Source organism: Dactylosporangium sp. NPDC051484, assembly GCF_040689395.1.
Lineage (GTDB): Bacteria > Actinomycetota > Actinomycetes > Mycobacteriales > Micromonosporaceae > Dactylosporangium.
Genome location: NZ_JBFAZX010000001.1, coordinates 173,605 through 195,992 on the forward strand (window position 1 = coordinate 173,605; position 22,388 = coordinate 195,992).

The 22,388-nt window shown below is 70.1% G+C and carries 22 protein-coding genes and 1 pseudogene; 10 read left to right on the top strand and 13 right to left on the bottom strand.

All coding sequences use genetic code 11. The features are described 5' to 3' along the window. The first annotated feature begins 482 nt into the window (after positions 1-482). A complete protein-coding gene (locus AB0367_RS00860; RefSeq protein WP_366224086.1) occupies positions 483-1,436 on the top strand; it encodes an NAD(P)H-quinone oxidoreductase in 954 nt (317 codons plus the stop codon). Here the strand turns inward: AB0367_RS00860 and soxR are convergent, their stop codons facing one another. Together soxR and AB0367_RS00870 are read right to left on the bottom strand one after the other, a co-directional pair. Next, positions 1,437-1,883: a redox-sensitive transcriptional activator SoxR gene (gene soxR / locus AB0367_RS00865; protein ID WP_366224087.1), complete on the bottom strand. Its 447-nt coding sequence runs from the start codon at positions 1,881-1,883 to the stop codon at positions 1,437-1,439. After that, positions 1,880-2,578, bottom strand: coding sequence for a glycosyltransferase family 2 protein (locus AB0367_RS00870; protein ID WP_366224088.1), 699 nt, complete (start codon positions 2,576-2,578; stop codon positions 1,880-1,882). The genes soxR and AB0367_RS00870 overlap by 4 nt, the downstream gene beginning before the upstream one ends. Before the next feature lie 112 nt (positions 2,579-2,690). Here AB0367_RS00870 and AB0367_RS00875 point away from each other — a divergent pair, with 112 nt between their 5' ends. Beyond that, the gene (locus tag AB0367_RS00875) at positions 2,691-3,080 is read left to right on the top strand and encodes a PPOX class F420-dependent oxidoreductase (RefSeq protein ID WP_366224089.1); all 390 of its coding nucleotides are present in this window, start codon (positions 2,691-2,693) and stop codon (positions 3,078-3,080) included. A gap of 111 nt (positions 3,081-3,191) precedes the next feature. Here AB0367_RS00875 and AB0367_RS00880 read toward each other — a convergent pair whose 3' ends face one another. Then, on the bottom strand, positions 3,192-3,401 hold the full coding sequence (locus AB0367_RS00880) for a BldC family transcriptional regulator (protein WP_033365012.1): 210 nt from the start codon (positions 3,399-3,401) through the stop codon (positions 3,192-3,194). Positions 3,402-4,050: 649 nt separating this feature from the next. On the opposite strand from AB0367_RS00880, the gene AB0367_RS00885 reads away from it, so the two are divergent. Continuing rightward, a complete protein-coding gene (locus AB0367_RS00885) occupies positions 4,051-4,191 on the top strand; it encodes a hypothetical protein (RefSeq protein ID WP_366224090.1) in 141 nt (46 codons plus the stop codon). Positions 4,192-4,478: 287 nt separating this feature from the next. Here AB0367_RS00885 and AB0367_RS00890 read toward each other — a convergent pair whose 3' ends face one another. Then, the gene (locus AB0367_RS00890; protein WP_366224091.1) at positions 4,479-5,318 is read right to left on the bottom strand and encodes a hypothetical protein; all 840 of its coding nucleotides are present in this window, start codon (positions 5,316-5,318) and stop codon (positions 4,479-4,481) included. A 146-nt stretch (positions 5,319-5,464) separates the two neighbouring features. Here AB0367_RS00890 and AB0367_RS00895 point away from each other — a divergent pair, with 146 nt between their 5' ends. After that, entirely contained in the window at positions 5,465-6,523 is a 1,059-nt protein-coding gene (locus AB0367_RS00895; RefSeq protein ID WP_366224092.1) for a Glu/Leu/Phe/Val dehydrogenase dimerization domain-containing protein, read from the top strand. A gap of 220 nt (positions 6,524-6,743) precedes the next feature. After that, positions 6,744-6,971, top strand: coding sequence for a DUF3073 domain-containing protein (locus AB0367_RS00900; protein ID WP_350554942.1), 228 nt, complete (start codon positions 6,744-6,746; stop codon positions 6,969-6,971). A gap of 196 nt (positions 6,972-7,167) precedes the next feature. Here AB0367_RS00900 and amcA read toward each other — a convergent pair whose 3' ends face one another. From amcA to AB0367_RS00925, 5 genes are all read right to left on the bottom strand, one after another. Continuing rightward, positions 7,168-7,365, bottom strand: coding sequence for a multiple cyclophane-containing RiPP AmcA (gene amcA, locus AB0367_RS00905; protein ID WP_366224093.1), 198 nt, complete (start codon positions 7,363-7,365; stop codon positions 7,168-7,170). Further along, positions 7,349-8,440, bottom strand: coding sequence for a cyclophane-forming radical SAM peptide maturase AmcB (gene amcB / locus AB0367_RS00910; protein ID WP_366224632.1), 1,092 nt, complete (start codon positions 8,438-8,440; stop codon positions 7,349-7,351). Before amcB ends, amcA begins: the two co-directional genes overlap by 17 nt. Positions 8,441-8,671: 231 nt before the next feature. Then, positions 8,672-9,826 carry a phosphoribosylformylglycinamidine cyclo-ligase gene (gene purM, locus AB0367_RS00915; RefSeq protein ID WP_366224094.1) on the bottom strand — a complete coding sequence of 385 codons (1,155 nt, stop codon included), beginning with the start codon at positions 9,824-9,826 and terminating at the stop codon, positions 8,672-8,674. 60 nt (positions 9,827-9,886) lie between these two features. Next, positions 9,887-11,452 carry an amidophosphoribosyltransferase gene (purF, locus tag AB0367_RS00920; protein WP_366224095.1) on the bottom strand — a complete coding sequence of 522 codons (1,566 nt, stop codon included), beginning with the start codon at positions 11,450-11,452 and terminating at the stop codon, positions 9,887-9,889. Between the two features lie 220 nt (positions 11,453-11,672). After that, positions 11,673-12,026 (bottom strand): sterol carrier family protein, encoded by a 354-nt coding sequence (locus AB0367_RS00925; protein ID WP_366224096.1) that lies wholly within the window; start codon positions 12,024-12,026, stop codon positions 11,673-11,675. 478 nt (positions 12,027-12,504) lie between these two features. On the opposite strand from AB0367_RS00925, the gene AB0367_RS00930 reads away from it, so the two are divergent. Continuing rightward, complete coding sequence (locus AB0367_RS00930) at positions 12,505-14,580, top strand: carboxypeptidase-like regulatory domain-containing protein (RefSeq protein ID WP_366224097.1); 2,076 nt, start codon at positions 12,505-12,507, stop codon at positions 14,578-14,580. Positions 14,581-14,666: 86 nt separating this feature from the next. Here the strand turns inward: AB0367_RS00930 and AB0367_RS00935 are convergent, their stop codons facing one another. Next, positions 14,667-15,191, bottom strand: coding sequence for an NUDIX hydrolase (locus AB0367_RS00935; RefSeq protein ID WP_366224098.1), 525 nt, complete (start codon positions 15,189-15,191; stop codon positions 14,667-14,669). Between the two features lie 94 nt (positions 15,192-15,285). Continuing rightward, positions 15,286-16,068, bottom strand: a complete 783-nt coding sequence (locus AB0367_RS00940) for an IucA/IucC family C-terminal-domain containing protein (RefSeq protein WP_366224099.1) — start codon at positions 16,066-16,068, stop codon at positions 15,286-15,288. 358 nt (positions 16,069-16,426) lie between these two features. Here AB0367_RS00940 and AB0367_RS00945 point away from each other — a divergent pair. After that, positions 16,427-17,380, top strand: a pseudogene (locus tag AB0367_RS00945) (helix-turn-helix transcriptional regulator); the annotation flags it as partial. A gap of 129 nt (positions 17,381-17,509) precedes the next feature. Next, positions 17,510-18,223 (top strand): HAD family phosphatase, encoded by a 714-nt coding sequence (locus AB0367_RS00950; protein ID WP_366224100.1) that lies wholly within the window; start codon positions 17,510-17,512, stop codon positions 18,221-18,223. On the opposite strand, the gene AB0367_RS00955 is transcribed toward AB0367_RS00950, so the two are convergent. Further along, a complete protein-coding gene (locus AB0367_RS00955) occupies positions 18,143-18,757 on the bottom strand; it encodes a peptide deformylase (protein WP_366224101.1) in 615 nt (204 codons plus the stop codon). The genes AB0367_RS00950 and AB0367_RS00955 overlap by 81 nt on opposite strands. Before the next feature lie 547 nt (positions 18,758-19,304). Between AB0367_RS00955 and AB0367_RS00960 the strand changes: the two genes are divergently transcribed. Beyond that, on the top strand, positions 19,305-20,417 hold the full coding sequence (locus AB0367_RS00960) for a globin domain-containing protein (RefSeq protein ID WP_366224102.1): 1,113 nt from the start codon (positions 19,305-19,307) through the stop codon (positions 20,415-20,417). Positions 20,418-20,479: 62 nt separating this feature from the next. After that, positions 20,480-21,226 carry a CPBP family intramembrane glutamic endopeptidase gene (locus tag AB0367_RS00965; RefSeq protein ID WP_366224103.1) on the top strand — a complete coding sequence of 249 codons (747 nt, stop codon included), beginning with the start codon at positions 20,480-20,482 and terminating at the stop codon, positions 21,224-21,226. A gap of 69 nt (positions 21,227-21,295) precedes the next feature. Here AB0367_RS00965 and AB0367_RS00970 read toward each other — a convergent pair whose 3' ends face one another. Continuing rightward, entirely contained in the window at positions 21,296-22,267 is a 972-nt protein-coding gene (locus AB0367_RS00970; protein WP_366224104.1) for an EcsC family protein, read from the bottom strand. Positions 22,268-22,388 lie beyond the last annotated feature (121 nt).

A 22,388-nucleotide genomic window follows, 5' to 3' on the forward strand; every position in this document is an offset into this window, starting at 1 on the left:
ACGGCAGATCGGACGGGGGAACGGGACTGTGCACCTCTTCTTCAACGATCCTTGCGCGGCGTACGTCACAAGGCGCCGCAGAGCGGTCGGGGTTGGGGCGGCCGCGTACGACCAAGGCGTCGGGACCTCGCCGCTGGCGAGCGGAGACAGGGGGCCAGCCATGCCCGTTGCCGCGCTGCCGCCGACACCCCCGATGCGCGATGGGCCGCTTGCGTTCGCGACTGTGCCGGTGGACACCCCAAACGGGCGCGAAGCGCCGCCGTGGAGTCGTGGGGCACAGAGCCGAGCTGGGCACGGGACCAACCGCGACGCCGACGCCGGACCAACGGCCCCGCCGACGGAAGACCCGACCGGGGCACCGAGCGCAGATCAAGGTACGGCCCAAGACTGGGGCCGGGGGCGCAGGGCGAAATCGAGGCGAGGGTCGTGCGGGATGGACCACCACGGGTGGCGTCCCTGGTGGGACCGGCGATGATGGAGCCGTGTATGCGATCACGATCGAACGGCCAGGTGGACCCGAGGTGCTGCGGTGGACGGAGGTGCCGGACCCGGCACCCGCCGCGGGCGAGGTACTGATCGAGGTGGCGGCGGCCGGCGTCAACCGCGCCGACGCGCTGCAGCGGCAGGGGAACTATCCGCCGCCGAAGGACGCGCCGCCGTACCCGGGGATGGAGGTCTCCGGGCGCATTCGTGAGCTTGGCGAGGGCGTCCACGGGTGGCATGTGGGTCAGGAGGTGTGTGCGCTGATCGGCGGGGGCGGGTACGCGGAGCTCGCCGTCGCGCCCGCCGGCCAGGTTCTGCCGGTGCCGAAGGGGGTCTCGGTCGTGGACGCGGCGGGGCTGCCCGAGGTCGCGGCGACCGTGTTCTCCAACGTTGTGGACGTGGCGCGGCTCAAGCCGGGGGAGACGCTGCTCGTGCACGGTGGCGGCAGCGGGGTCGGGACGTTCTCGGTACAGCTGGGAAAGGCTCTTGGCGCGACGGTCGTCGCCACGGCGCGGGCGGTCAAGCGGGAGCGGCTGCTGGAGCTGGGCGCGGAGCGCGTGATCGACTACACGGCGGAGGACTTCAGCCAGTCGGTGCGGGCCGACGTCATCCTCGACATCATGGGCGGGAGCTACCTGAAGCAGAACGTCGACGCGCTCAAGGTCGGCGGGCGGCTGGTGGTGATCGGGCTGCAGGGCGGGCGCCGCGGTGAGCTGGATCTGGGCCAGCTGCTGGCCAAGCGGGCCACGGTGGTGGGAACGACGCTGCGCTCGCGCTCGGCGGCGGAGAAGGCCGCGATCGTGCGCGGGGTGCGCGAAGAGGTGTGGCCGCTGGTGGAGGAGGGCATCGTGCGCCCGCTGATCCACGATCGGTTCCCGATGGGGGAGGCCGCCGAGGCGCACCGGCTGCTCGAGTCGAGCGAGCACTTCGGCAAGATCCTGCTGACTCGCTGATCAGGGCCGGGTGAGGATGACCGGGCCCGGGCCCTTGGCCGCGAGATCGTCGTCGGTGTTGACGAGGCGGCACGTCTTGAGCGACAGGCAGCCGCAGCCGATGCAGCCGGTGAGCGTGTCGCGGAGCCGCTCGAGGAGCTTGATCTGCTCGTCGAGGTGGCCGCGCCAGCCGGCCGAGAGCCGGGCCCAGTCCGCCTTGGTCGGCGTGCGGTTGGCGGGCAGCGAGGCGAGCGCCTCCTTGATGGTCTCCAGCGGCACGCCGACCTGCGCGGAGATGCGGATGAAGGCGACCCGGCGCAGCTCGGTGCGCTCGTAGCGGCGCTGGTTGCCACTGGTGCGCGTGGAGCGGATGAGGCCGAGTTTCTCGTAGAACCGCAGGGCGGACGGCGCGACGCCGCTGCGTGCTGAGAGCTCTCCGATGCTCAGCAGCTCAGGGGGGCGGCTCAAGCGGGGCGGTACGGCTTGCGGACGCGTTCGCGGGACAGAATCCACAGCGCCTCGACGCCGTCCTTCCAGGTGATCTTCTTGCCTTCTGCGCGGGTGCGGGCGCGATAGGAGATCGGCACCTCGTACGGCCGGTGCCGGTTGCGCAGCAACTTGCCCGTCACCTCGGCCTCCATGCCGAAGCCGGCCGAGCGCACCCGTAGCGAACGGTACAGCGAGATCGGCATGAGCTTGAAGCAGGTCTCAAGGTCGCCGAGGTAGCAGTTGAACAGCATGTTGGCCGCGGTCGTGACGGCCTTGTTGCCCATGACATACCAGAACGAGAAGGAGCTGTGGCTCCCGAACGTCCGGTTGCCGTAGACCACCGTGGCCCGACCGTCCAGCGCCGGCTCGAGCAGCTTCGGGATGTCCTGCGGGTCGTACTCGAGATCGGCGTCGAGGATGACCATATAGTCCCCGGTCGCGTTCTCCACCGCCGTGCGGATCGCCGCGCCCTTGCCCTTGTTGCGCGGGTGGACGAACACGCGAAGCCGATCATCGCTCAGCCCACTGAGGATCTCAGCCGTGCGGTCGCGGCTGCCGTCGTCGACGATGACGAGCTCGATCTCTGTCGGGTAGTTCACGTCGAGCGCCTGCTTCACGGCGTTAGCGACGCGTTCCTGCTCGTTGTAGACCGGCATCAGGATCGATAGCTTCATCATGATCTCCGGGCCGCTGGCGCTGAATTTCGGGCTGGGCCATCAGACTAACTCCCCGTCAACCGGGCGCGTGATGGCCATTGGTGGTAGCGCGGCTCGTACGGTGTGTCGTATGACGAACACTCCCGCCGCCATTGAGCAGTTGGGCGAGGAACAGTATCTCCTGGTGACGACCTTTCGCCGGGACGGAACGCCCGTACCCACCCCGGTCTGGGCCGTGCGTGACGGCGACGCACTGCTGGTGTGGACCGTGGGTGACTCCGGCAAGGTCAAGCGCATCCGCCGCGACGGCGCGGTGACCGTCGCGCCGTGCAACGTGCGGGGCGTGCCGAAGGGCGAGCCGGTCCCGGCCCAGGCGACGCTGCTCGGCCCGGACGGCAGTGCTGCGGTACGCGAGCTGATCAAGAAGAAGTACGGCCTCAGCGGCCGCCTGTTCGTCTGGGCCAGCGTCCTGCGTCGCGGCGCCGACGCCACGGTCGGCATCCGCATCACGCTGGTGTGAATAATCCTCAAACGAAACGACGCGCTCGGATCACCGGGGTGATGATCCGAGCGCGTCGTGGAGACAAGCTTGGCGTTTGGCGCCTGGGGGTTACGCGAGGTACTGTCTGCGTCAGTCGCCTTGGCGTTGCTGGGGAATCTGGCCCTGGAGCAGCGCTCGCACCTCGGACTCGCGGTAGCGTCGGTGGCCGCCGAGCGTGCGAATAGCGCTTAGCTTGCCGGCCTTCGCCCAGCGGGTGACGGTCTTCGGGTCGACGCGGAACATCGACGCGACCTCAGCCGGCGTTAGCAACGGCTCAGGTTCATGCGTGCGAGATGGCATCGGTCACTCCTCCACAGGTACCCAGGAACGTCGGACGGGGTCCCGCCGGCCGACGCGTTTCCTATGGTCCGGCTAGTCCCCGATGTCCGACATGGGCCGAACGGCTGAAGGTCCCTGTATGGACGGATGATGAATAAGTGATTTTTGCCAATTTGGCGGCTCAAAATGGGATAAAAGGTGACCTGTTGCGACGGAGGGTGAGTGGGTAACCACGAATCTATCTCACACTCTGGGGTGTTGGGTACCTCATAAACCTCATTCAATTAGGCATAACGGACACTGGTTAGACGTGATTCGGTCGCTGAGAGTGACACCCGATCGGGTGAGTGACGAACTGGACATTGAATTTCGTCATGTTCATGGCTCCGGTCCGTGCAACGCACGGCCGCTCCTCATTGGGGAAACCGTTGTTGCCCGGCTTTGGATGGGCCGGGTGCACCTGGGCCGTCGGTCCACCGCCTACCGTTGCTGCCCCTGTGAGGGCTTGCGGGAGTGTGTGCGGGGGCTGGCGGTCCGGGACGTCCCGACTGGCTACAGGGCTACTGCGCCGTTGAGCGCCGGTCAATGAGCGTCCGGCAGTGATGTCCCGAACCTCCAGGTGCACCTTGCGCTGGTTGAGCAGCGGTAGGAGCAGCTTTGAGTGTGACCGATGAACGGTCTGCCGGCGATCACCACGTACGCCAGCGCCAGCGCCGCCCACCAGCAGAACGACACGGCCTGGAGCCAGACCTTGCACACCTGGCCGGACGGCCATCGTCGGCTGGGCCGGGATCGCGGCGGGTTTCCGTGATCACGGAGTGAACGTGCTGCTTCTGAGCCTGGCAAGGTTCGCCTGCGACGTGCGTCGGCCCGGTCGACAAAGGCCGCAGGCGCGGCCGGCGCCGAAGGTCCAGCTGGAGGTCGTGTTAAAGCATCATATGTCGGATTTTCTGTGGCTGCCCGGTTGCCGCGGCCCGCAGGCCGCGGGTTCTTGGCACCGCGGACAAGGCAGTGAGGGCCGCCAGGCCCGACCGTTGTCTCACTGATGCCCGCCGCCGGTGGCCGAGGGCGGCCTCGGCACTCGGCGCGAGCCGCGCCTCAGTTGCAGCGCTCCAGCAGCTGCACGGCCCGCCACCGGTCGACGAGCCGCTCGTACACCTCGGTGGCCGCGTCCGCGTCCCCGCGCGCGACGTCGGACAAGCCGGCCGAGACCAGCCCGGGAGAGTCGTCCGTGGCGAGGGCGTCGTCCGACATGAGGTTCACGAGGCCGCCGTAGTCGAGCTCGACGATCGAGCGCGAGTGGAACTCCTCGAGCCACCGGGCCGTCTCCTCGACGGCGACCGTGATCGGCGCGTCTCCTATGGCCCGCCGAAGAACGGCGTAGGCCCGATGCGCCCGCCGGCGGGCCTTCGAGATCTCGGTCCGGTAGCGCAGGACTCGCCGCCCTGGGCGCAGCGACAGCTCGCGCTCCTCGAGGTCGACGAAGACGAACCAGCGCAGCGGCACGCCCCACGTCGCCACCTGCTCGTGAACGCGCGGCAGCCCGCGCTCGAGGACGTGGTCGCCGCTGCGCCAGTCGTCCACGACGGTCTGCGCGAGGCCGGCGAGCACGGGAGGTACGAACGCGTCCGCGATGACGCTGGGCACCCCGTCCCGCGCCGTCAGCGCCGCCTCGGCGACCCGGATGCGCAGGTTCCACGGGCAGACGAGCAGTGTGTCGTCGGCCTCCAGGACATACGCCTCGTCCGGCAGCGCCGGCAGCCGGGTCCAGCCGGCACCGAGCGCCTCGAGCACCGCGGTCCGCTGCCGGCCGGGGCCGTCGGACAGCGCCACTGCGCGCCCCTCTTTGACATAGCGACGCCAGTACAACTGGTGGTCGCGGTCGAAGGCGGCCAGCGGCTCGTACACCCGCAGGTATGACGCGAAGAGCGACGGCACGGCCCGATCGTCGCACGAAATGACCTGAAGGCGCGAAGCCGCCCTCGACCCGACTGCCACGTGTCGGGGTTAGGGTCAGATCACCGCACTCCGTCTGCGGCACCGTCTCACGAGGACTAAGCCGCACGTCGCCCCGGGAGCATGCATTGGGTGTCTTCACCAGCAACCACGAACAGGTCGTGTTCTGCCACGATCCGCACTCCGGCCTGCGGGCCATCATCGCCGTGTACTCGACCGCCCTCGGCCCGTCGCTCGGCGGGACGCGGTTCTACCCGTACGCCACCGAGGAAGACGCGCTGCACGACGTGCTGGAGCTGTCGCGCGGCATGGCGTACAAGAACGCCCTCGCCGGTCTCGACCTCGGCGGCGGCAAGGCGGTGATCTGGGGTGACCCGGAGAAGGACAAGAGTGAGGCCCTGCTGCGCGCCTACGGGCGATTCGTGCAGTCGCTCGGCGGCCGCTACTACACCGCGTGCGACGTCGGCACGTACGTGCAGGACATGGACATCGTGGCCAAGGAGACGAAGTACGTCACCGGCCGCTCCGAGTCGCACGGCGGCGCGGGGGACTCCTCCGTGCTGACCGCCTACGGCGTCTTTCAGGGCATGCGCGCCGCCGCCGAGCACCGCTGGGGCACCTCGTCGCTCGCCGGCCGCCGGGTCGGCATCGCCGGCCTCGGCAAGGTCGGCAAGCACCTGACCCGCCACCTGCTCGAGGACGGCGCCGCCGTGCTCGCCACCGACGTCTCCGAGCGGGCCCGGGACTGGGCGCGCTCGACATATCCCCAGGTCGACCTGGTCGAGGGAAATGAGGACCTGATCACCTCGGCGATCGACGTCTACGCGCCCTGCGCGCTGGGCGGCGCTCTCAACGACGAGACCGTCCCCGTCCTGCGGGCGAAGATCGTCGCCGGCGCGGCCAACAACCAGCTGGCTCACCCGGGGGTGGAGAAGCTCCTCGCCGAGCGTGACGTGCTCTACGTGCCCGACTACGTGGTCAACTCGGGCGGGGTGATTCAGGTGGCGGACGAGATCGAGGGCTTCAACTTCGCCCGGGCGAAGGAACGGGCGGGGCGGATCTACGACACCGCCCGGCAGATCCTGCAGCTCGCGGAGGCCGAGGACGTGCCGCCGGCTCTGGCCGCGGACCGCCTCGCCGAACGGCGGATGGCCGAAGTCGGAAGGCTTCGTACCATCTTGGTGTAAACCATGCACGGGGGTGCAGAGCGGGCGTTACGACCCCTCCCGACATGTGGTGCTTACCCGACCGGTCCGGTCGGGTAAGCAACGCCACCGAAATGGTCGGTAGGGCCGAGATGCCGAAAGGTGCCCGCGACATGTACCGTAAGAGCCACGAGAGATGCCTGACGTTGTCGGGGCCTGCCGGTAATGGCTGCCCCGTAATTCTGTGCGAGGGGGTCGAGCCATGGGGCGCGGCCGTGCGAAGGCCAAGCAGACTAGGGTGGCCAGGGAGTTGAAGTATCACTCCCCAAACACCGACCTCGAAGCGTTGCAGCGCGAGCTCGCGGCGGGTGGCCCTAAGTCACGCGACGACTACGCCGAGTATGGTGGTGAAGTCGATGATGAGGCTGACGACGAGGACGACTACGACGACCCCTCTAGCGACAGTGATTGGCGCTCACGGGGTCGTTGACCATCGGTCAACCCGGCTCACGGGCACGTGGACAACCACGTGCCCGAGTCGTGTCTATAGCACCCGCACGGCGGCCGTTCTCTCGACGGACCGCCATGCGGGTGTCTCGGCGTAGGCATCGCCCCGGGGTGGTTTCCACCCACCTCGGGGCTCCATGCCCAGCCCGGCTCGGCGGCCATGACGACGCGAACAACCCTCAACGGGGACGGTTGTTCCAGTTGTAGAACGTCGGGATGTTCTCGAAATGGTTCCAGGCGCAGACGGCGCTCGTGCCGTCCTGTCCGCTCGCCTCCGCGCGGGCGGCCCGTGCCGCGGCAGCCTCCTCGAGCAACACACGAAGGCCGTCCGCGGCCTCGTTGACGCGTTCGGTGACCGGGTCAGCGTGCTTTGGCATGGTCCAGCACTCCCTCCAGAAGGCGAATCTTGCTGTTGCGGCAGTGGTTCGTCTCGGTGCCGTCGAACCTGCCGTGCTCGAAGTAGCGGTTGGCCGCGTGCGCGCCACCGCAGAACCCGAAGTACGGGCAGCTCGTGCGGCATGCCTCGACGCCCCGCAGGTACTCCGGCACCCACCCCGCCGAGGTGGCCGCGCCGGCCAGGATCGTGGCGAGCGGGGTGCGCAGGACGTTGCCGGAGGAGAAGTCGCCGTAGCGCGCGTCGGTGAACCCGGCGAGCTCCGGCGAGAGCAGGAAGACCCGCCCGTCCGCGGCGATCGTCGGGATCGGGTCGAGCGCGCCCGGGAGGATGCCGTCGGCCGTGCCGGTGAGCACCGCCCCGGCGTACCGCAGCGTCCACTCGATCTCGCGCACGTGGATACGCGGCTCGAGCCGCCATGCGGCCACCAGCTCCGCCCAGAACGTCCGCACGGCGTCGTCGGCGAAGTCGTTGACGCGCGCGTTGACGCCCTCCTGCTCCTCGATGTTGACCCCGAGAACGTCGCAGCCGAGGTCGAGGAAGTACTCGTAGAGTCGCGCCGCCAGCCCCGGCCTTGGCTGGGCGACCACGCAGAGCGCTGAGAACGGCACGCCATGCCGCTGGAGCGCCTCGACGCCTCGCAAGATCGTTCGGTATGCCGGGGCGCCGGCCCGGTTGACCCGCTCCCGGTTGTTGGACTCCGGCCCGTCGACGCTCACGCTGACCCGCACGCCGCGCTCGGCGAAGAACTCGCACCATGCGTCGTCGATCAGGGTCGCGTTCGTCTGCACGTGGTGCTCGACGCCCTCGAACGGCGCCATGAGCTCGGCGAGGGCGTCCCGCCCCGCGGCGAGCGGCTCCCCGCCGTGCCAGACGACCGAGAAGCGCTTGTCGGCCGCCGCCCATCGGTTGACCGAGGCGGCCACGGCCGCGGCCACAGCGGGGCTCATGCGGTCGTTACGCGCCCGGAAGGGGAGATAGCAATATGTGCAGTCCAGATTGCACAAGGTCGTTGGCTGCAGCACCACATAGCTCGGGATCGGCGAGATCCCCCGCATGCCGCTCCACGACACCGCCCCATCCTCCTTTTGGGTATAGGGACGTGTCGCTTCAGCCTAGGTCCATCCCTGCGCCGCGGTAAGCCCCAGTTGATCGAATGAGCGAGAGATTTCTCCGTCTCCGTGCATGCCGACAGCTGCTCTTCTTCAATGACGCACAGAGGGGCGGCGCCGGTTGCCCCGGCGGCCGCCCCCGTTTCGTTCCGTCGTGTGCCGTGCGTGCCGCGGGCCTCAGCCGCGGGTGTGCGATCCGACCATCTGCACCGTGCCGGTGCCCTCGATGACCTCGCCCACCTGCCAGGCATCCAGGCCGCGGCCGGCCAGGAAGGCCAGCGTGCGGTCGGCGTCCTCGGCGGAGACCACGGTCAGCATGCCGACGCCCATGTTGAAGGTGCTCTCCATCTCCGAGTCCTCGATGCGCCCCTTGGTGCGCACCAGCTCGAAGATCGGCTGCGGCCGCCAGGTCGAGCGGTCCACGACCGCGTCGAGGTGCTCGGGCAGCACCCGGACCAGGTTGCCGGGGACGCCGCCGCCCGTGACGTGCGCGTAGGCGTGGATGTCGGCCTCCTTGATCAGGTCAAGGCAGTCCTTGGCGTAGATCCGCGTCGGGGTGAGCAGCTCCTCGCCCAGCGTGCGCTGGCCGCCGAACTCGTCGATGACGGTCTCCAGCCGCATCCGGCCGGCGCCGAGCAGCACGTGCCGGACCAGCGAGTAGCCGTTGGAGTGCAGGCCCGTGGAGCGCAGCGCGATAACGGCGTCGCCGACCTCGACCCGGTCGCGGCCGAGGATCGCGTCCTCCTCCACGACGCCGACGCCGGTGCCGGAGATGTCGTACTCGTCAGGGCGCATCACGCCGGGGTGCTCGGCGGTCTCGCCGCCCAGCAGCGCACAGCCGGCGTAGCGGCAGCCGTCCGCGATGCCGGCGCCGATCTCGGCGACCCGGTCGGGCACGACCTCGCCGCAGGCGATGTAGTCGAGCAGGAACAGCGGCTCGGCGCCGCAGGCGACCAGGTCGTCGACCACCATGGCGACCAGGTCGATGCCGACCGTGTCGTGGATGCCCAGGGCCTGGGCGATGGCCAGCTTCGTGCCGACACCGTCGGTCGAGGAGGCGAGGATCGGGCTCTTGTACTTCTTCAGGTCGAGCCGGAACAGCCCCGCGAACCCGCCGATGTCGCCCATGACCTCGGGCCGGTGGGTCCGGTGCACCTTGGTGCGCAGCAGCTCGACGGCCTGCTCGCCGGCGTGGATCGACACACCCGCGTCCGCATAGGTCACGGTCTTGCGGCGGCCCCGGCCGTTGCCGGCCGTCCACAGCTGCCGCTCGGGGGTGCTGCCCTGGCCGGACTGACCGGACCTGTCGGCGAGCTCATCCACGTGCGTCACTTTCTCCCCTTTTGATTGCCTTTGCGGCGGCGGCCACCGCGGTATGTCTCGGGTGGGCGGTCACGGTCGCAGCAGGGCGCCGGAGCCGCCCAAGCTGGCGGCGACGCTGGCCGCGCCACCGTCGGTCGTGGTCGGCGCGGCCCCCGCAGCGCGCGCGACACTTTCCAGGACGTGTTTGCCGATCACGTTGTCGGCCGGTAGCTCGATCGGGTATTGCCCGTCGAAGCACGCGCTGCACAGCCGCGACGCGGGCTGCTCGGTCGCCGCGACCAGCCCGGCCAGCGACACGTAGCCGAGCGAGTCCGCGCCGATCGAGCGGCGGATGCCGTCCAGATCGAGCCCGTTGGCCAGCAGCTCAGCGCGGGTTGCGAAGTCGATGCCATAAAAGCATGGCCACTTGACCGGCGGTGAGGAGATTCGCACGTGTACCTCGATCGCGCCCGCCTCGCGCAGCATGCGCACGATCGCGCGCTGGGTGTTGCCGCGCACGATGGAGTCGTCGACGACGACGAGCCGCTTGCCCCGCACGTTGTCGCGCAGCGGGTTGAGCTTGAGCCGGATGCCCAGCTGACGGATCGTCTGAGACGGCTGGATGAAGGTGCGCCCCACGTAGGCGTTCTTGATCAGGCCGTGGCCGAACGGGAGACCCGACTCGGTTGCGTAGCCGATCGCGGCCGGGGTGCCGGACTCCGGCACGGGGATGACCATGTCGGCCGCGACCGGGTGCTCCCGTGCCAGCGTGCGGCCGATCGCGACGCGAGCCGCGTGCACGTTGCGCCCCGAGATCGTGGTGTCGGGGCGGGCCAGATAGACGTACTCGAAAAGGCAGCCCTTCGGGTCGGGCGTGCCGAACCGGCTGGAGCGCAGCCCGTGCTCGTCGATCGCGATGAGCTCGCCGGGCTCGATCTCGCGGACCACGCTCGCGCCGACGATGTCCAGCGCCGCGGTCTCGCTCGCCACGACCCAGCCGTGCTCGAGGCGCCCGAGCACCAGCGGGCGCACGCCGTTGACGTCGCGCGCCGCGTAAAGGGTGTCCTCGTCCATGAAGACGAAGCTGAACGCACCACGCAGGGTGGGCAGCACCTCCAGCGCGGCGGCCTCGACGGACAGGTCGGGGCGCGCGGCGAGCAGGGCCGTCACCAGGGCGGTGTCGTTGGTGGAGTTGATCGCGTCGGGCTCGATGTCGGGCAGCTCCGCGACCCGGCGGGCCAGCTCGGCGGTGTTGACCAGGTTGCCGTTGTGCGCCAGCGCGATCGTGGTGCCGGCCCGGTCGTGGCCGCCGCGCGTCGAGCGCAGCGTCGGCTGCGCGTTCTCCCAGGTCGATCCGCCAGTGGTGGAATACCGCGCGTGGCCGATCGCGATGTGGCCGCGCAGGCTCGCCAGGGTCGGCTCGTCGAAGACCTGCGACACCAGGCCGAGATCCTTGTAGACAACGACGCCGGATCCGTCGGACACCGCGATGCCGGCCGCTTCCTGCCCACGGTGCTGCAACGCATACAGCCCGTAGTAGGTCATCTTCGCGACCTCTTCGCCCGGCGCCCAGACGCCGAACACTCCACACTTGTCCTGTGGACCTGGACGCTGGGGGTCGAGCTCGTGGCTCAACCGGCCATCGCCTCGGGGCACGTGCCGCTCCTGTCGTCGCAGTTGCCGTCTGGCTGTTGAGATGGCTGCAAGATGGCTTTGAGGTGGACGCGGCCGCAGAGGTGGTTTTCCGGGCCGGCTGCTGGTCGACGCCGCACGCTGGGTCGCCGTCGCGGAAAACAGTGTACGCGAGGTTTCTGGCATGACGCAGAGCCACAACTTGTGCGCCGTTGGTGAGCGGCCTGTCCGGCGGTTCGGGTAGTTACAAGGGAAGATAAGCCGATAAATCGGCCCGAACCCCGCTCGCGCGGATCTTCCCGGCGATGACGGCTTCGTGCCACGATTTCCGACCCGTGGCGATCTCGATCCACGTGGTCGGGTCGGTCTCCACGACGTTGGGTGGCGTACCTCTCGTATGCCTCGGCCCTTCGATGCACTGAATCGCGCCGTACGGAGGAATCCGCACCTCCACCGAACGTCCCGGCGCGTGTGTCCGCAGGTCGGCGAGGAGTTCGCGGACGGCGTCGCGCAGGGCCGGACGACTGGGTTCGACCCCTTTTTCGAGGGCGTCAAGGACGTTTTGCACCGTGTCGGAATATCGGTGCGCAGTGGACATACCGGGACGATACGGCCGCCTCCGGGACGGTTGCAACACGTCTCGGGTTTCGCCGACCCCTCCGGACAGGGCATAGTTTGCTCCGGCGCACCATGCAAGGCGAGGCTCGCTCGCATGTTGGACCGTAAACGGACATGCTCGGCAGCGAAGCTCGGGTGAAAGTCAAGATCCGGAGGGGTGTGACGTGACCGCGCACCGACGAACCCTGCTGCTCAAAGTGGGGGCGGTGGCCGTTCTAGCCATGGGCGCTCTGGTCGGCATAGCAACGCCGGCGTTCGCCGACGTGACGATGACCTCCCCTCAGGGGTCGATCGACATTGGTGCCGGGGAGTCGAAGCCGTTGAAGGTGACAATCAGCGGCACCCCGACCCCAAATGTGACCGTCACGATGACCGTGCCGTCCGGGAACGGCAATCTTACGGTTACTGCGAGTAGCACTCCGAACGGGGTGGACTGCGGTCAACAGGGCGGCACCACTGTGAAGTGCACCTTCGATCTGGCGTCCAGCCCCGTGGACATCGAGTTCCAGATGATCGCGAAGAGCCCCAGCGGCCTGCAGCCTGGGCAGAACCTGACCAATCTCGAGGGTTCTGTGAGCGCCACAGGTGCAGGCAACAAGAAGTTTTTCGTCAATCTCAAGGGACCCGCGGCGGCGTCGCCTTCCGCGTCGGCGTCGGCGTCGGCGGTGCCGACTGTGACCGAGGTCTCCGGGACGATCACGGACTCGGAGACCGGTAAGCCGATCAAGGGCGCGACCGTCATGCTGGAGGACTCCGCCGGCAAGAGCCGGCAGGTCACCACCGGCGAGCGTGGCACCTACCGGTTCCCCGGCACCGAGGCCAGCCCGATCGCGCCCGGGACGATCAAGATCAGCGCCGGCGCGACCGGCTACGACAACTTCTCCAAGCAGGTCACCGGCACCGCCGGCAGGGCCGTGAACAGCGTGAACCTCGGCCTTCCCGCGCTCGCCGAGTCCCAGTCGCCGCCACCGCCGCTGACCGCCAGCGACCTGGCGACCGACGGCCAGTCCAGCGGTGGCGTCGTCCCGCAGAACAACGCGACCACCAACGCCGCGAACAACGGTGGCGGCGGCGGGGTCTCCTGGATTCTCATCGCGCTCGGCGTGCTCCTGGTGGGCTTCGGCATCGTGGCGATCGTGCTGCTGCTGCGCCGCCGCGGTGACGACGACGATGACGAGGGCGACGAGGACACCGGACCGCGCCGCAACGTGCCCGCGCAGCGCCCCGGCTACCGCGCCCCGCAGGCCGACCCGACGATGGTCGGCGCCATGGGCCCCGCCCCGACGATGATCAACCGTGCCGGCGCCAACGACGCGACCGCGATCGTGCACGCCGGGCAGGTGTTTGACGACGTGCCGCCCGATCCGTACGGTGCGCCACCGCCCGGGGCCGGCGGCTACCCGTCGGCGGGCGGCTACAACGACCAGGCGGGCTTTGCCAGCGGTGGCTACGGGGGCCCGGGCGGCCCCGCAGGACCGGGCGGCGGGAGCGCCGGGGCCGGCTACGGCCCGTCGTCGCGCCCGCCGGTCGACCCGTATGCGCCCGACTACGCCGGGGCCGGTGGTGGTGGCGGTTACAGCGAGGCGACCCAGCGGTATGAGCCGGCCACCGGCGGCAACAACAACTACGGCGCCAACGGCTACGACGGCCCGTCGGCCGGCGGCGGCTACAACGGTGGGGCCCCCCAGGGCGGCGGCTACGACCAGCGCGGCGGCTACGACGGCCCGTCGGCCGGTGGTGGCTACAACGGTGGCGGCCCCCAGGGTGGCGGCTACGACCAGCGCGGCGGCTACGAGGGCCAGCCCTCGCCGGCCGGCGGCTACGGCCCGTCCTCCGGCGGTCCGGGTGGCGCGGGGAACCCGGGTGGCTATGGCGGCGGGAACGGCTACGACGGTCCCTCGGCAGGCGGCGGCTACGGCCCGTCCTCCGGCGGCGGCGGGTACGGCGCCAACGGCTACGACGGCCCGTCGGCCGGTGGCAGCTACAACGGTGGCGGCCCGCAGGGCGGCGGGTACGACGGCCCGTCAGCCGGTGGTGGCTATAACGGTGGCGGTCCCCAGGGTGTTGGCTACGACGGCCCGTCGGCAGGCGGCGGCTACAACGGTGGCGGCCCGCAAGGCGGCGGCTACGACCAGCGCGGCGGCTACGAGGGCCCGTCCGCGGGCGGCGGGTACGGACCCGGCGGCCCGGCGGCAGGCGGCTATGGCCCGCCCTCCGGCGGCCCGGGCGGCTACGGCGACAACGACCCCGGCCCTAGCGCGGGCAACGGCTACGGGCCATCGGCCGGTGGCGGCGACTACGCCGGCCGCGGCGGCTACGAGCCGCGCGGTGGATACGCGCCCGCCGCCGGATACGAGCGCGACGGCTACGAGCGCGCGCAGGAGCCCCCGAGGGCCGGCAACGGCTACAGCGGCGGGGGCGAGTACGAGCAGCGCGGCGGCTACGGCCCGAACACCGGTGGCGGTGGCGGTGGCGGGGATGACGCCCGCCAGCGGGGCGACAACCGCCGGCCGTTGGACTGGCTGGACGACTGACCGGACGGGTCTATGAACGAAGCGGGCGGGGCGGCCGGGTGGCCGCCCCGCCCTCGTTTCGGCCTCGGTGCACGCTCACGCAGCAGTCACGCGGGGCTGAGTAAATGCCCGAACTCGGCGTGCAGGGTCGCTCCGGTCGAGATGGCCGTCAATGCCAATTCGAGCCGGCGGTACACCGAGGGCCGAAGGTCGGATCGAGCATCAGCGAGCGTCGCCCAGCGAAACCCGGTCAGCTCGTCGCCGGCGGGGCGGATCGTCGCGGAGGGATCGAGCACGCCGCCGTCGAAGACGAACTGCAGCTGATCGCTCCACGGCCCGCGGCCCGGCGTCCAGTCGACGACCAGGAGACGGCCGACGGCAATGTCGAGGCCGAGTTCCTCGCCGACCTCCCGCGCGCAGGCCGCTGACGGGGGCTCGCCCGTCTCGACGATCCCGCCAGGGATGTCCAGGAACGGCTTGTAGTTCGGCACCACGAAGAGAATGCGCCCGCCGGGGTCGCGGATCAGGGCGCCGCTCGCCACGGTCTTGTGCGCCATGCGCCCGGCCACGCCGGCGTGAAACTCCCGCTCCGGCTCGCCGTCGAGTTCGAAGTCCGCGCTGAAGTCGCTCATCGCCCCCGATCCAACTACTGAGGCGGGCGGTTCGTCCATCCAACGGGGCTACGCCGGTCCGTTCGCGGTTCACGGCTCACGACGGAGGTGGTGCTCAGTGCGAGCGGATGCAGCAGGTGGTGCAGACCTTCGGCGTCGGCAGCGTGAAGGCCAGGCAGCAGGTCCGCCGCTGGATGTCGAGGCCGCCACCCGGGCGCGGGGTCAGGTCCACCAGGTCTTCCGCGTCGAGCGCGGTCAGCAGCCGGTTGGCGATGTCCATCGTCCTGCCGGGCAGGGAGTCGGCGGCGCGCGACAGACCATACGCCACGCCCGAGGCGACCGAACCCCACAGCGTCCGCCGGCCGATGCGGGCCCGCTTGCGGAACTCCTCCAGCAGCGGGTCGAGGTGCGCGTCGACCAGCGACCTGCGCAGCACGCCCAGCAACTCCGCCTCGTCCTCGACGATGAGCAGGCCGGGGGCGTCCGTCGCCACGATCGGGTCGGTGGCCACCACTGCCGTCACCGGGGTCCTCAGCGCGAGGGTGAGGAACGGCTGGTGGTCGGTGTAGCGCACCAGCACGTGATCCGGCGTCATCAGCGGCACCCGCCGGGACGCGGCGAAGCCCAGCACCGCCGGCAGTGCCAGCCAGTAGGAGTAGCACTTCCAGGCCAGTGCCGCCGCGGCGTGCGGCTGGGCGCTCCAGCGGTGTGCCGCCGCGTCGAGCAGGTCGCTGACGTCGAGCTCGTCGGCCGACCGCCACTGCGGCCCGCCCGGGCCGACCAGGCCGGGCACCAGACCCTGGAGCGAAGCTTCACCGTGCCGGGTGCGCAGCGCGCCGAGCGTCGCGACCACCGGCGCGAGCGGCTCGACGCCCTCGCGGCTGATGAGCGCGGTCACGTTGCGTCGCCGATGAGGGCCGGGGGCACGGCATGACGGCACCGCGCCTCGGTGCGCGTGCTGTGCGGGCGGTTAGTGCTCACCACCGTTGCGTACCCCCAGATGTGCATGCCAAGCGCCCACGATACAGCTATTAGGTAAGGCTAACCACTCTTAGGTAGACGGACATCGGTGACGCCGTCGTGGTGACGGTGTGTCACCGCAATGGAGGCGGGCGGTGATCGAATTGCTTGATCAACACTGATGGGGCGGTGTTGTCAACCATTTTGTCAGGAATCCGTCCGGCTGGCCTGGTCGACAGCTGGACTCGTGGACACTAATCGGACAGGGGCCGTCTCCCTGTAGGGCTGGACCGGACATGACCACGAGCGACCCCTCTCCCGTGCAACGGGCGTCGGAGGCGTTCGTCGCAGAGTTCGCGCGGTGGCGCGTGGAGCGCGGCATGTCCAAGAAGCAGCTCGCCGCCGCGATGGGCTTCGACGCCTCATACGTCAGCCACGTCGAGGCCGGCCGGCACCGCCCGACCGAGGACTTCGCGCGCCGCGCCGAGGCGATCCTGCAGAGCGGTGGCGCGGTCTGGCAGCGGTACAAGGAGTACGACGAGCTGCGGGCCACGGCGCGCAGCCGCGTCGGCGTTCCGGGGCGCGACCCGCCGGTGCCGGATCAGTGGCTGCCGCCCGGAACGGGGCTCGTGGTCGAGCGGGAGACCGCCCGGCTCTCCTATGTCGACGGCAAGTATCGGTGCACGGTCCGCCGCACGCTGTACAACGCCGGCACGGAGCCGATCACGCGGTACCTCGTGCGGATCTCGGTCGACCGCTACCCGGACGACCCGGCGCGCTCCAACCGCCACCACCACGACCACCCGCTGTCGCTCGACGAGCTGTCGCTGGTGGCCTCGTGCGCCGGTGAGCCGATGGAGTGGCGGGCCAAGACCGACCGCGACACGCTCAAGGAGCTGTGGCTGCTCTTCGAGAACGCGCAGGGCCGCTTCCCGCTGTACCCCGGGCAGCGGACCACCATCGCGTATTCCTGGCACATCGGCATCGACAAGTGGGGCAACTGGTTCGAGCGGGCGATCCGCCTCCCGACCCGCCACCTCACCGTCGAGGTCGAGTTCCCGGCCCGGATGCGCCCGGTGGTCTGGGGCGTGCAGACGTCGCTGTCGGCCGAGGAGGTGCCGCTGCGCACCCCGATCACGCAGGAGCTGTCGGAGGACGGGCGCGCGGTCTTCTCCTGGCACACCGAGGCGGCGACGCTGCACGACTACTACCGGCTGGAGTGGCGCTTCCGCGGCAGCCGGCCGGAGGGTGCGGTGGAGGAGCCCGATGACCGGGTCGACCCGCCGCACGGGTCGCAGAGCACGCACGACGAGGACCACCAACTGTCCGCGTGAGGACCGCAACTGAGGCGCGCCGCGGCCGTCGCTACGATGGCCCGCGTGGCGGTTGCGGTCCTGTTCGATCTTGACGGCACGCTCATCGACAGCGAGCCGATCTGGGGTGCGGCGAACACCGGCCTGGTGCGATCCCGCCGCGCCGAGGTCACCGATGAGCTGCTGCGCAGCCTGAGCGGGCTGGACGCGACGCTCGCGATGCACCGCATCCACCGGCAGCTGGGCTGGTCCGGGTATGACGTCCAGGACGACGTGGCCTTCGTGCAGCGGCAGGTCCGTGAGGCGTACGCCCGCGGCGTGCACTGGCTGCCCGGCGCTCGCGAGCTGATGGCCGAGGCGCGCGCCGCCGGCCTGCACACCGCGCTGGTCACCTCGACGTATCGCGAGCTCGTGCGGTACGTGCTGGCGGAGGCCGGTCCGGGCGCGTTCGACGCGGTGATCTGCGGCGACGACGGGCACCGCCCGAAGCCCGACCCGGCGCCCTACCTCGCCGCCGCGGACGCCCTGGGCCTGCGCCCCGCTGACTGCGTCGCCGTGGAGGACTCGGCGCTCGGCGTGGCGAGCGCGCACGTGGCCGGCTGCGCGGTGCTCAACGTGGCGCCGGTGGTCCGCTCCGATCTCGCACACGCGTGGGCACCGTCGCTGGAGCGGGTGGGCGTGGGGGAGATCCGCCGCGCGCTACGCGAGCGAGACCGCCGGGGTGCCGGGCTCGACGTGGTCGACGCACAGCACGCCGCTGAGGTGGTCCACCTCGTGTAGCACGTCACGGGCCAGCCGGCCGTGGTCGAAGGTGGCGATCGCCTCGCCGCCCGCCGGCGTGCGGTAGCTGATCACCGCGGTGCGCGGCCGGCGCAGTACGCAGCGGAAGTCGAAGAAGCTCAGGCACCCCTCGGTCGTCTCCTCCCAGTCCAGCGTGCTGGCCGGGCCGACCTCCATGACCTGCGGGTTGATGAGCACGAGCTGAGGCGCCCCCGCGGCCCGGAAGATCGCGATCGAGCGCGGCTCGCCGATCTGCGGCGCGGCCAGCCCCATCGCGCCGGTGGTGAAGTCGTGCACCCGCTCGACCGCGTCGGCGACCGCCGTGAGCCGGTCCAGGATGCGCAGGACCTCGTCGCGCTCGTCCGGCAGCACGAACGGGCGGGTGGCCGTGGTGAGGACCGGGTCGCCCAGCTGCACGATCCCGAGCGCCGCCATCACCTCGCTCGGCCTGCGGGCGCCGAAACCCAGGTTCGGCATGGTCTTGCGCTCCGCCGTTCGGTCTGTCATTCGGTCATCGGCCACGTCACTGGTCATCGCTGCTCCTCAGGGGCGGGTTGCCGAATCGCCACGTGAACGGGCGCGAGCCGGGCGCGCAAAAAGCCGCGGTCTGGCGGGACCGCGGCGCGAAGAATCGTACGGTGCAAAGCAACGGAAATGCGACGGCCCGGCGCACAGCCATCCACCCAGTGTGGGCGGCGGTGAGCCGGGTGTGAACCCCTTTCGGCCTCGTTGAACGTGAATGAATGTGTGCGATTCTTTTCTGCTTATGGCGCGTTTAGTGCGGGACGGTCGGTCGAGTTCGTCCGCGGCCGGCGTGTACGGCCCTTCGACGTCAACGGTGATCCGGCGCGGACGCCTGGCACCCATGGATCGCATCACCGTGCGGGGGAGTCGCACGGCTGGTGTGACGCCGTCCTTCGGCCCGGCATGTTCAGGCCGTGTCAAGGCCCCGCGAGACCGGCGCGTCGCGTGGAATATCGGCCTTGGACACGCCTAGTCGCACATCCAGTGCGATGCGTGGTCATCGCAGGTGGTGACGCTGATTCGTGGACGGCACCTACGTTGACCGCGAAGGGCACCGATGAGCAATCTGTCGCGATTACTGAAGGAGAGTTGGACACTCGTCGAGGAACAGCAGGACAAGCTCGCCAGCTACTTCTACGCGCGCATGTTCCTCGACAACCCCCAGCTGCGGGACCTGTTTCCGGTGCAGATGGACGTCCAGCGCTCCCGGCTACTGGGCGCCATCGTCACGGCTGTGCAGACGGTCGACGATCCGGAGCGGTTCGGGGAGTACCTTCAGGCGCTCGGCCGGGACCACCGCAAGTTTCACGCGCTACGGGAGCACTACGATGCCGTCGGCGCCGCGCTGTTCGAGGCCCTGCGCGTGTATGCCGGCGACCAGTGGACACTCGAGTTCGACCAGGCGTGGCGCGACGCCTACGCCGTCATCGCGGCCAAGATGATCGAGGGCGCCGAGGCCGACTCCGGCAACCCGCCCTACTGGCACGCCGAGATCCTCTACCACGAGCGGCGCAGCCGCGACATCGCCGTGATCACCTGCCGGCCGCTGCAGCCGCTGGAGTTCCAGGCCGGGCAGTACGTCAGCGTCGAGACCAGATACCAGCCGCGGCTCTGGCGTGCCTACTCCGTCGCGAACGCACCCCGCAAGGACGGCTCGCTCGACTTCCACGTCCGCGCGGTCGGCGCCGGCTGGGTCTCCTCCGCCCTGGTGCGCCGCGTGGTGCCGGGCGACATGATCCGCCTGGGTGCCCCCATGGGCCGGATGACGCTGGACCGCCGCTCGACGCGCGACATCGTCTGCGTCGCGGGCGGCACCGGCCTCGCCCCGATCAAGGCGCTCATCGAGGAGATGACCCGCGCCAACCGCACCCGCTGGGTGCACGTGTTCTTTGGCGCCCGCGACCGCGAGGACCTCTACGAGCTCGCCTGCCTCGAACGCTTGGCGGCCCGCTACCCGTGGCTGTCAGTGGTGGCGGCCACGAGCGACGACCCGGACTTCCCCGGCGAGCATGGCAACCTCTCCGACATCGTGGCCCGCTACGGACCGTGGAACAACCACGACTTCTTCGTGTCGGGTTCGCCCCCGATGGTCCGCGCGACCCTGCGCACCCTCGCCGAGATGCAGGTTCCGGTGATCCGGATCAAGTACGACGCCTTCGGTGATTGCTGAGCGCGGGCGAGCCGTCGAATGTGCGGTGACGGCCCGCCCGCGTTCGGAAGTACGCTGACGCGGTGATCGACAGGCGGGCCGTGCGGGCCGAGGTGCTGCTCGTGCTCGGCGTGTCGCTGGGGAGCTCGGCGATCTACGCGATCCTCAACATCGTCAACCGACTCACGTACGTCAAGCCGCTGTCCGAGCAGACCGCCACGCTCAACCCGACCGTCGTGGTCGACCGCCCATGGCTCGACCTGCTCTACCAGCTCGCCGGGATCGGGATCGGCGTGGTGCCGGCGCTGCTCGCCGTACACCTGCTGCGCCGCGCCCACGACCCGCTGGACATCGGCCTCGACGCCTCGCGGCCCGTCTCCGACCTGGGCCGAGGCGCGGCGCTGGCGGCGCTGATCGGCCTGCCCGGGCTCGGCCTGGTCTGGGCGGCTCGGCAGCTCGGCATCAGCGCCCAGATCGTGCCCGAGGCCCTCGGCACGCACTGGTGGTCGGTCCCGGTGCTGATCCTCTCGGCCGTGGAGAACGGTGTGCTCGAGGAGATCGTCATGGTCGGCTACCTGCTGACCCGGCTGCGCGACCTGGGCTGGGGGGCGTGGCCGGCCATCGTCGTGAGCGCCGTCATTCGCGGCTCGTACCACCTCTACCAGGGCTTCGGCGGCTTCATCGGCAACGTCGTGATGGGGCTGGTCTTCGGGTACTTCTTCCGGCGCACCGGGCGGGTCATGCCGCTCGTCGTCGCGCACTCGATCCTCGACATCGTCTCGTTCGTCGGATACGCGCTGCTCAAGGATCATCTCGGATTCCTGAAATAGAGCAAATCCGGATAACTACCCTAGCGACGTGCGTCGCGCTCTGGTCATGATCGAGTTCGTAGCGATATGTCAGCGTTGGGTGTTGCGGTAGAACCGCATCGCGCGCGCCGCGAGTTGTTCGGTGCTGCGCGCGGCCGTGACATAGCCCACGACCGCTCCGGCGCCCGGGACGACGCGCCGCGCGAGCCGGGCCGTCGCGGCCCGCACGATCCCGGCGCCGACCACCCGGGCCAGCGGTACCGTCATGCGCGCGGCGCTGGCCTGCGGGTTCGCCCGCCGGGCGCCGTCGACCTGGACCGCGCGCACCGCCGCCCCGGCGGTCTCGACCGTGCCATGGACGCGTTGCAGGACCAGCAGTTCGGCCGCACGCCGCCGGTCCTCGGGGTCATGGCCGTACGCGGCGGCCAGGTGTAGCACCAGCTGTGCCTGTAGCCAGCCGAGGCCGGCCGCCTCGACGATGAGCCCGGCCGACCCCGCGAGGCCGGCCGCGAAGCCCTGCCGACGCGCCCGCCGGACGAACTCGCGGGTAATGGCCCGCGACACAGCGTCGCCGTTCGCTTCCGGATAGGTGACCTGGTACCACTCGACGCGCCGGCGCGCCCCACCCCCGAGCCGCTCGACGGCCGCGAGCGCGAGCACCTCTGGAAGGAATGCCGGCCTGACGGCTACCGGGATATCGGTGGGTTCAGGTGACTCAACCGTTTTGTCTGGTTGTGCGCTGTGTGAATCACCGGACAATCTGCCACCCGCGGACGGCGCGGCGGCCGCAACGACGGGCTCTGGCTTCGGCCCGGTGACCGCCACGACATCTTCGAAAGCCAGCTGAGTGACGTTCGCCACTATGGCCGACTTCGTTGCGGTCGCCTTCTTCGCGGCACCGGCCTTCTTGGCGGTGGCCTTCCTCACTACGCCCCTCGTCTCGGTGCCCTCCGTCTGCACCGGAGTGGCCTTCTTCGCGGGAGTCGCCTTCTTGGCCGGGGTCGTCTTCTTGGTCGGGATGGCCTTCTTCGCGGCGGGCGTCTTCTTGACCGGGGCGGCCATGACCGGTGGTACCTCGTCGGGTTCCGGCCGCTGGTCCGGCGCCTTCGCGGGCTGCTTCAGCTGCTCCGCAGGTTGTGTGGGCTGCTGTGCTGACTGCGTCGAACGCTCTGGGGGCGGGCCG

Excerpts from the sequence above, each read along its gene's own strand:
- AB0367_RS00935 (WP_366224098.1), bottom strand. The coding sequence starts at position 15,191 with ATGAGCGACTTCAGCGCGGACTTCGAACTCGACGGCGAGCCGGAGCGG.
- AB0367_RS00875 (WP_366224089.1), top strand. The coding sequence starts at position 2,691 with ATGACGAACACTCCCGCCGCCATTGAGCAGTTGGGCGAGGAACAGTAT.
- AB0367_RS00870 (WP_366224088.1), bottom strand. The coding sequence starts at position 2,578 with ATGAAGCTATCGATCCTGATGCCGGTCTACAACGAGCAGGAACGCGTC.
- AB0367_RS00955 (WP_366224101.1), bottom strand. The coding sequence starts at position 18,757 with ATGACCAGTGACGTGGCCGATGACCGAATGACAGACCGAACGGCGGAG.
- AB0367_RS00885 (WP_366224090.1), top strand. The coding sequence starts at position 4,051 with ATGAACGGTCTGCCGGCGATCACCACGTACGCCAGCGCCAGCGCCGCC.
- AB0367_RS00900 (WP_350554942.1), top strand. The coding sequence starts at position 6,744 with ATGGGGCGCGGCCGTGCGAAGGCCAAGCAGACTAGGGTGGCCAGGGAG.
- AB0367_RS00960 (WP_366224102.1), top strand. The coding sequence starts at position 19,305 with ATGAGCAATCTGTCGCGATTACTGAAGGAGAGTTGGACACTCGTCGAG.
- amcB (WP_366224632.1), bottom strand. The coding sequence starts at position 8,440 with ATGCGGGGGATCTCGCCGATCCCGAGCTATGTGGTGCTGCAGCCAACG.
- AB0367_RS00925 (WP_366224096.1), bottom strand. The coding sequence starts at position 12,026 with ATGTCCACTGCGCACCGATATTCCGACACGGTGCAAAACGTCCTTGAC.
- AB0367_RS00970 (WP_366224104.1), bottom strand. The coding sequence starts at position 22,267 with ATGGCCGCCCCGGTCAAGAAGACGCCCGCCGCGAAGAAGGCCATCCCG.
- AB0367_RS00880 (WP_033365012.1), bottom strand. The coding sequence starts at position 3,401 with ATGCCATCTCGCACGCATGAACCTGAGCCGTTGCTAACGCCGGCTGAG.
- amcA (WP_366224093.1), bottom strand. The coding sequence starts at position 7,365 with ATGCCAAAGCACGCTGACCCGGTCACCGAACGCGTCAACGAGGCCGCG.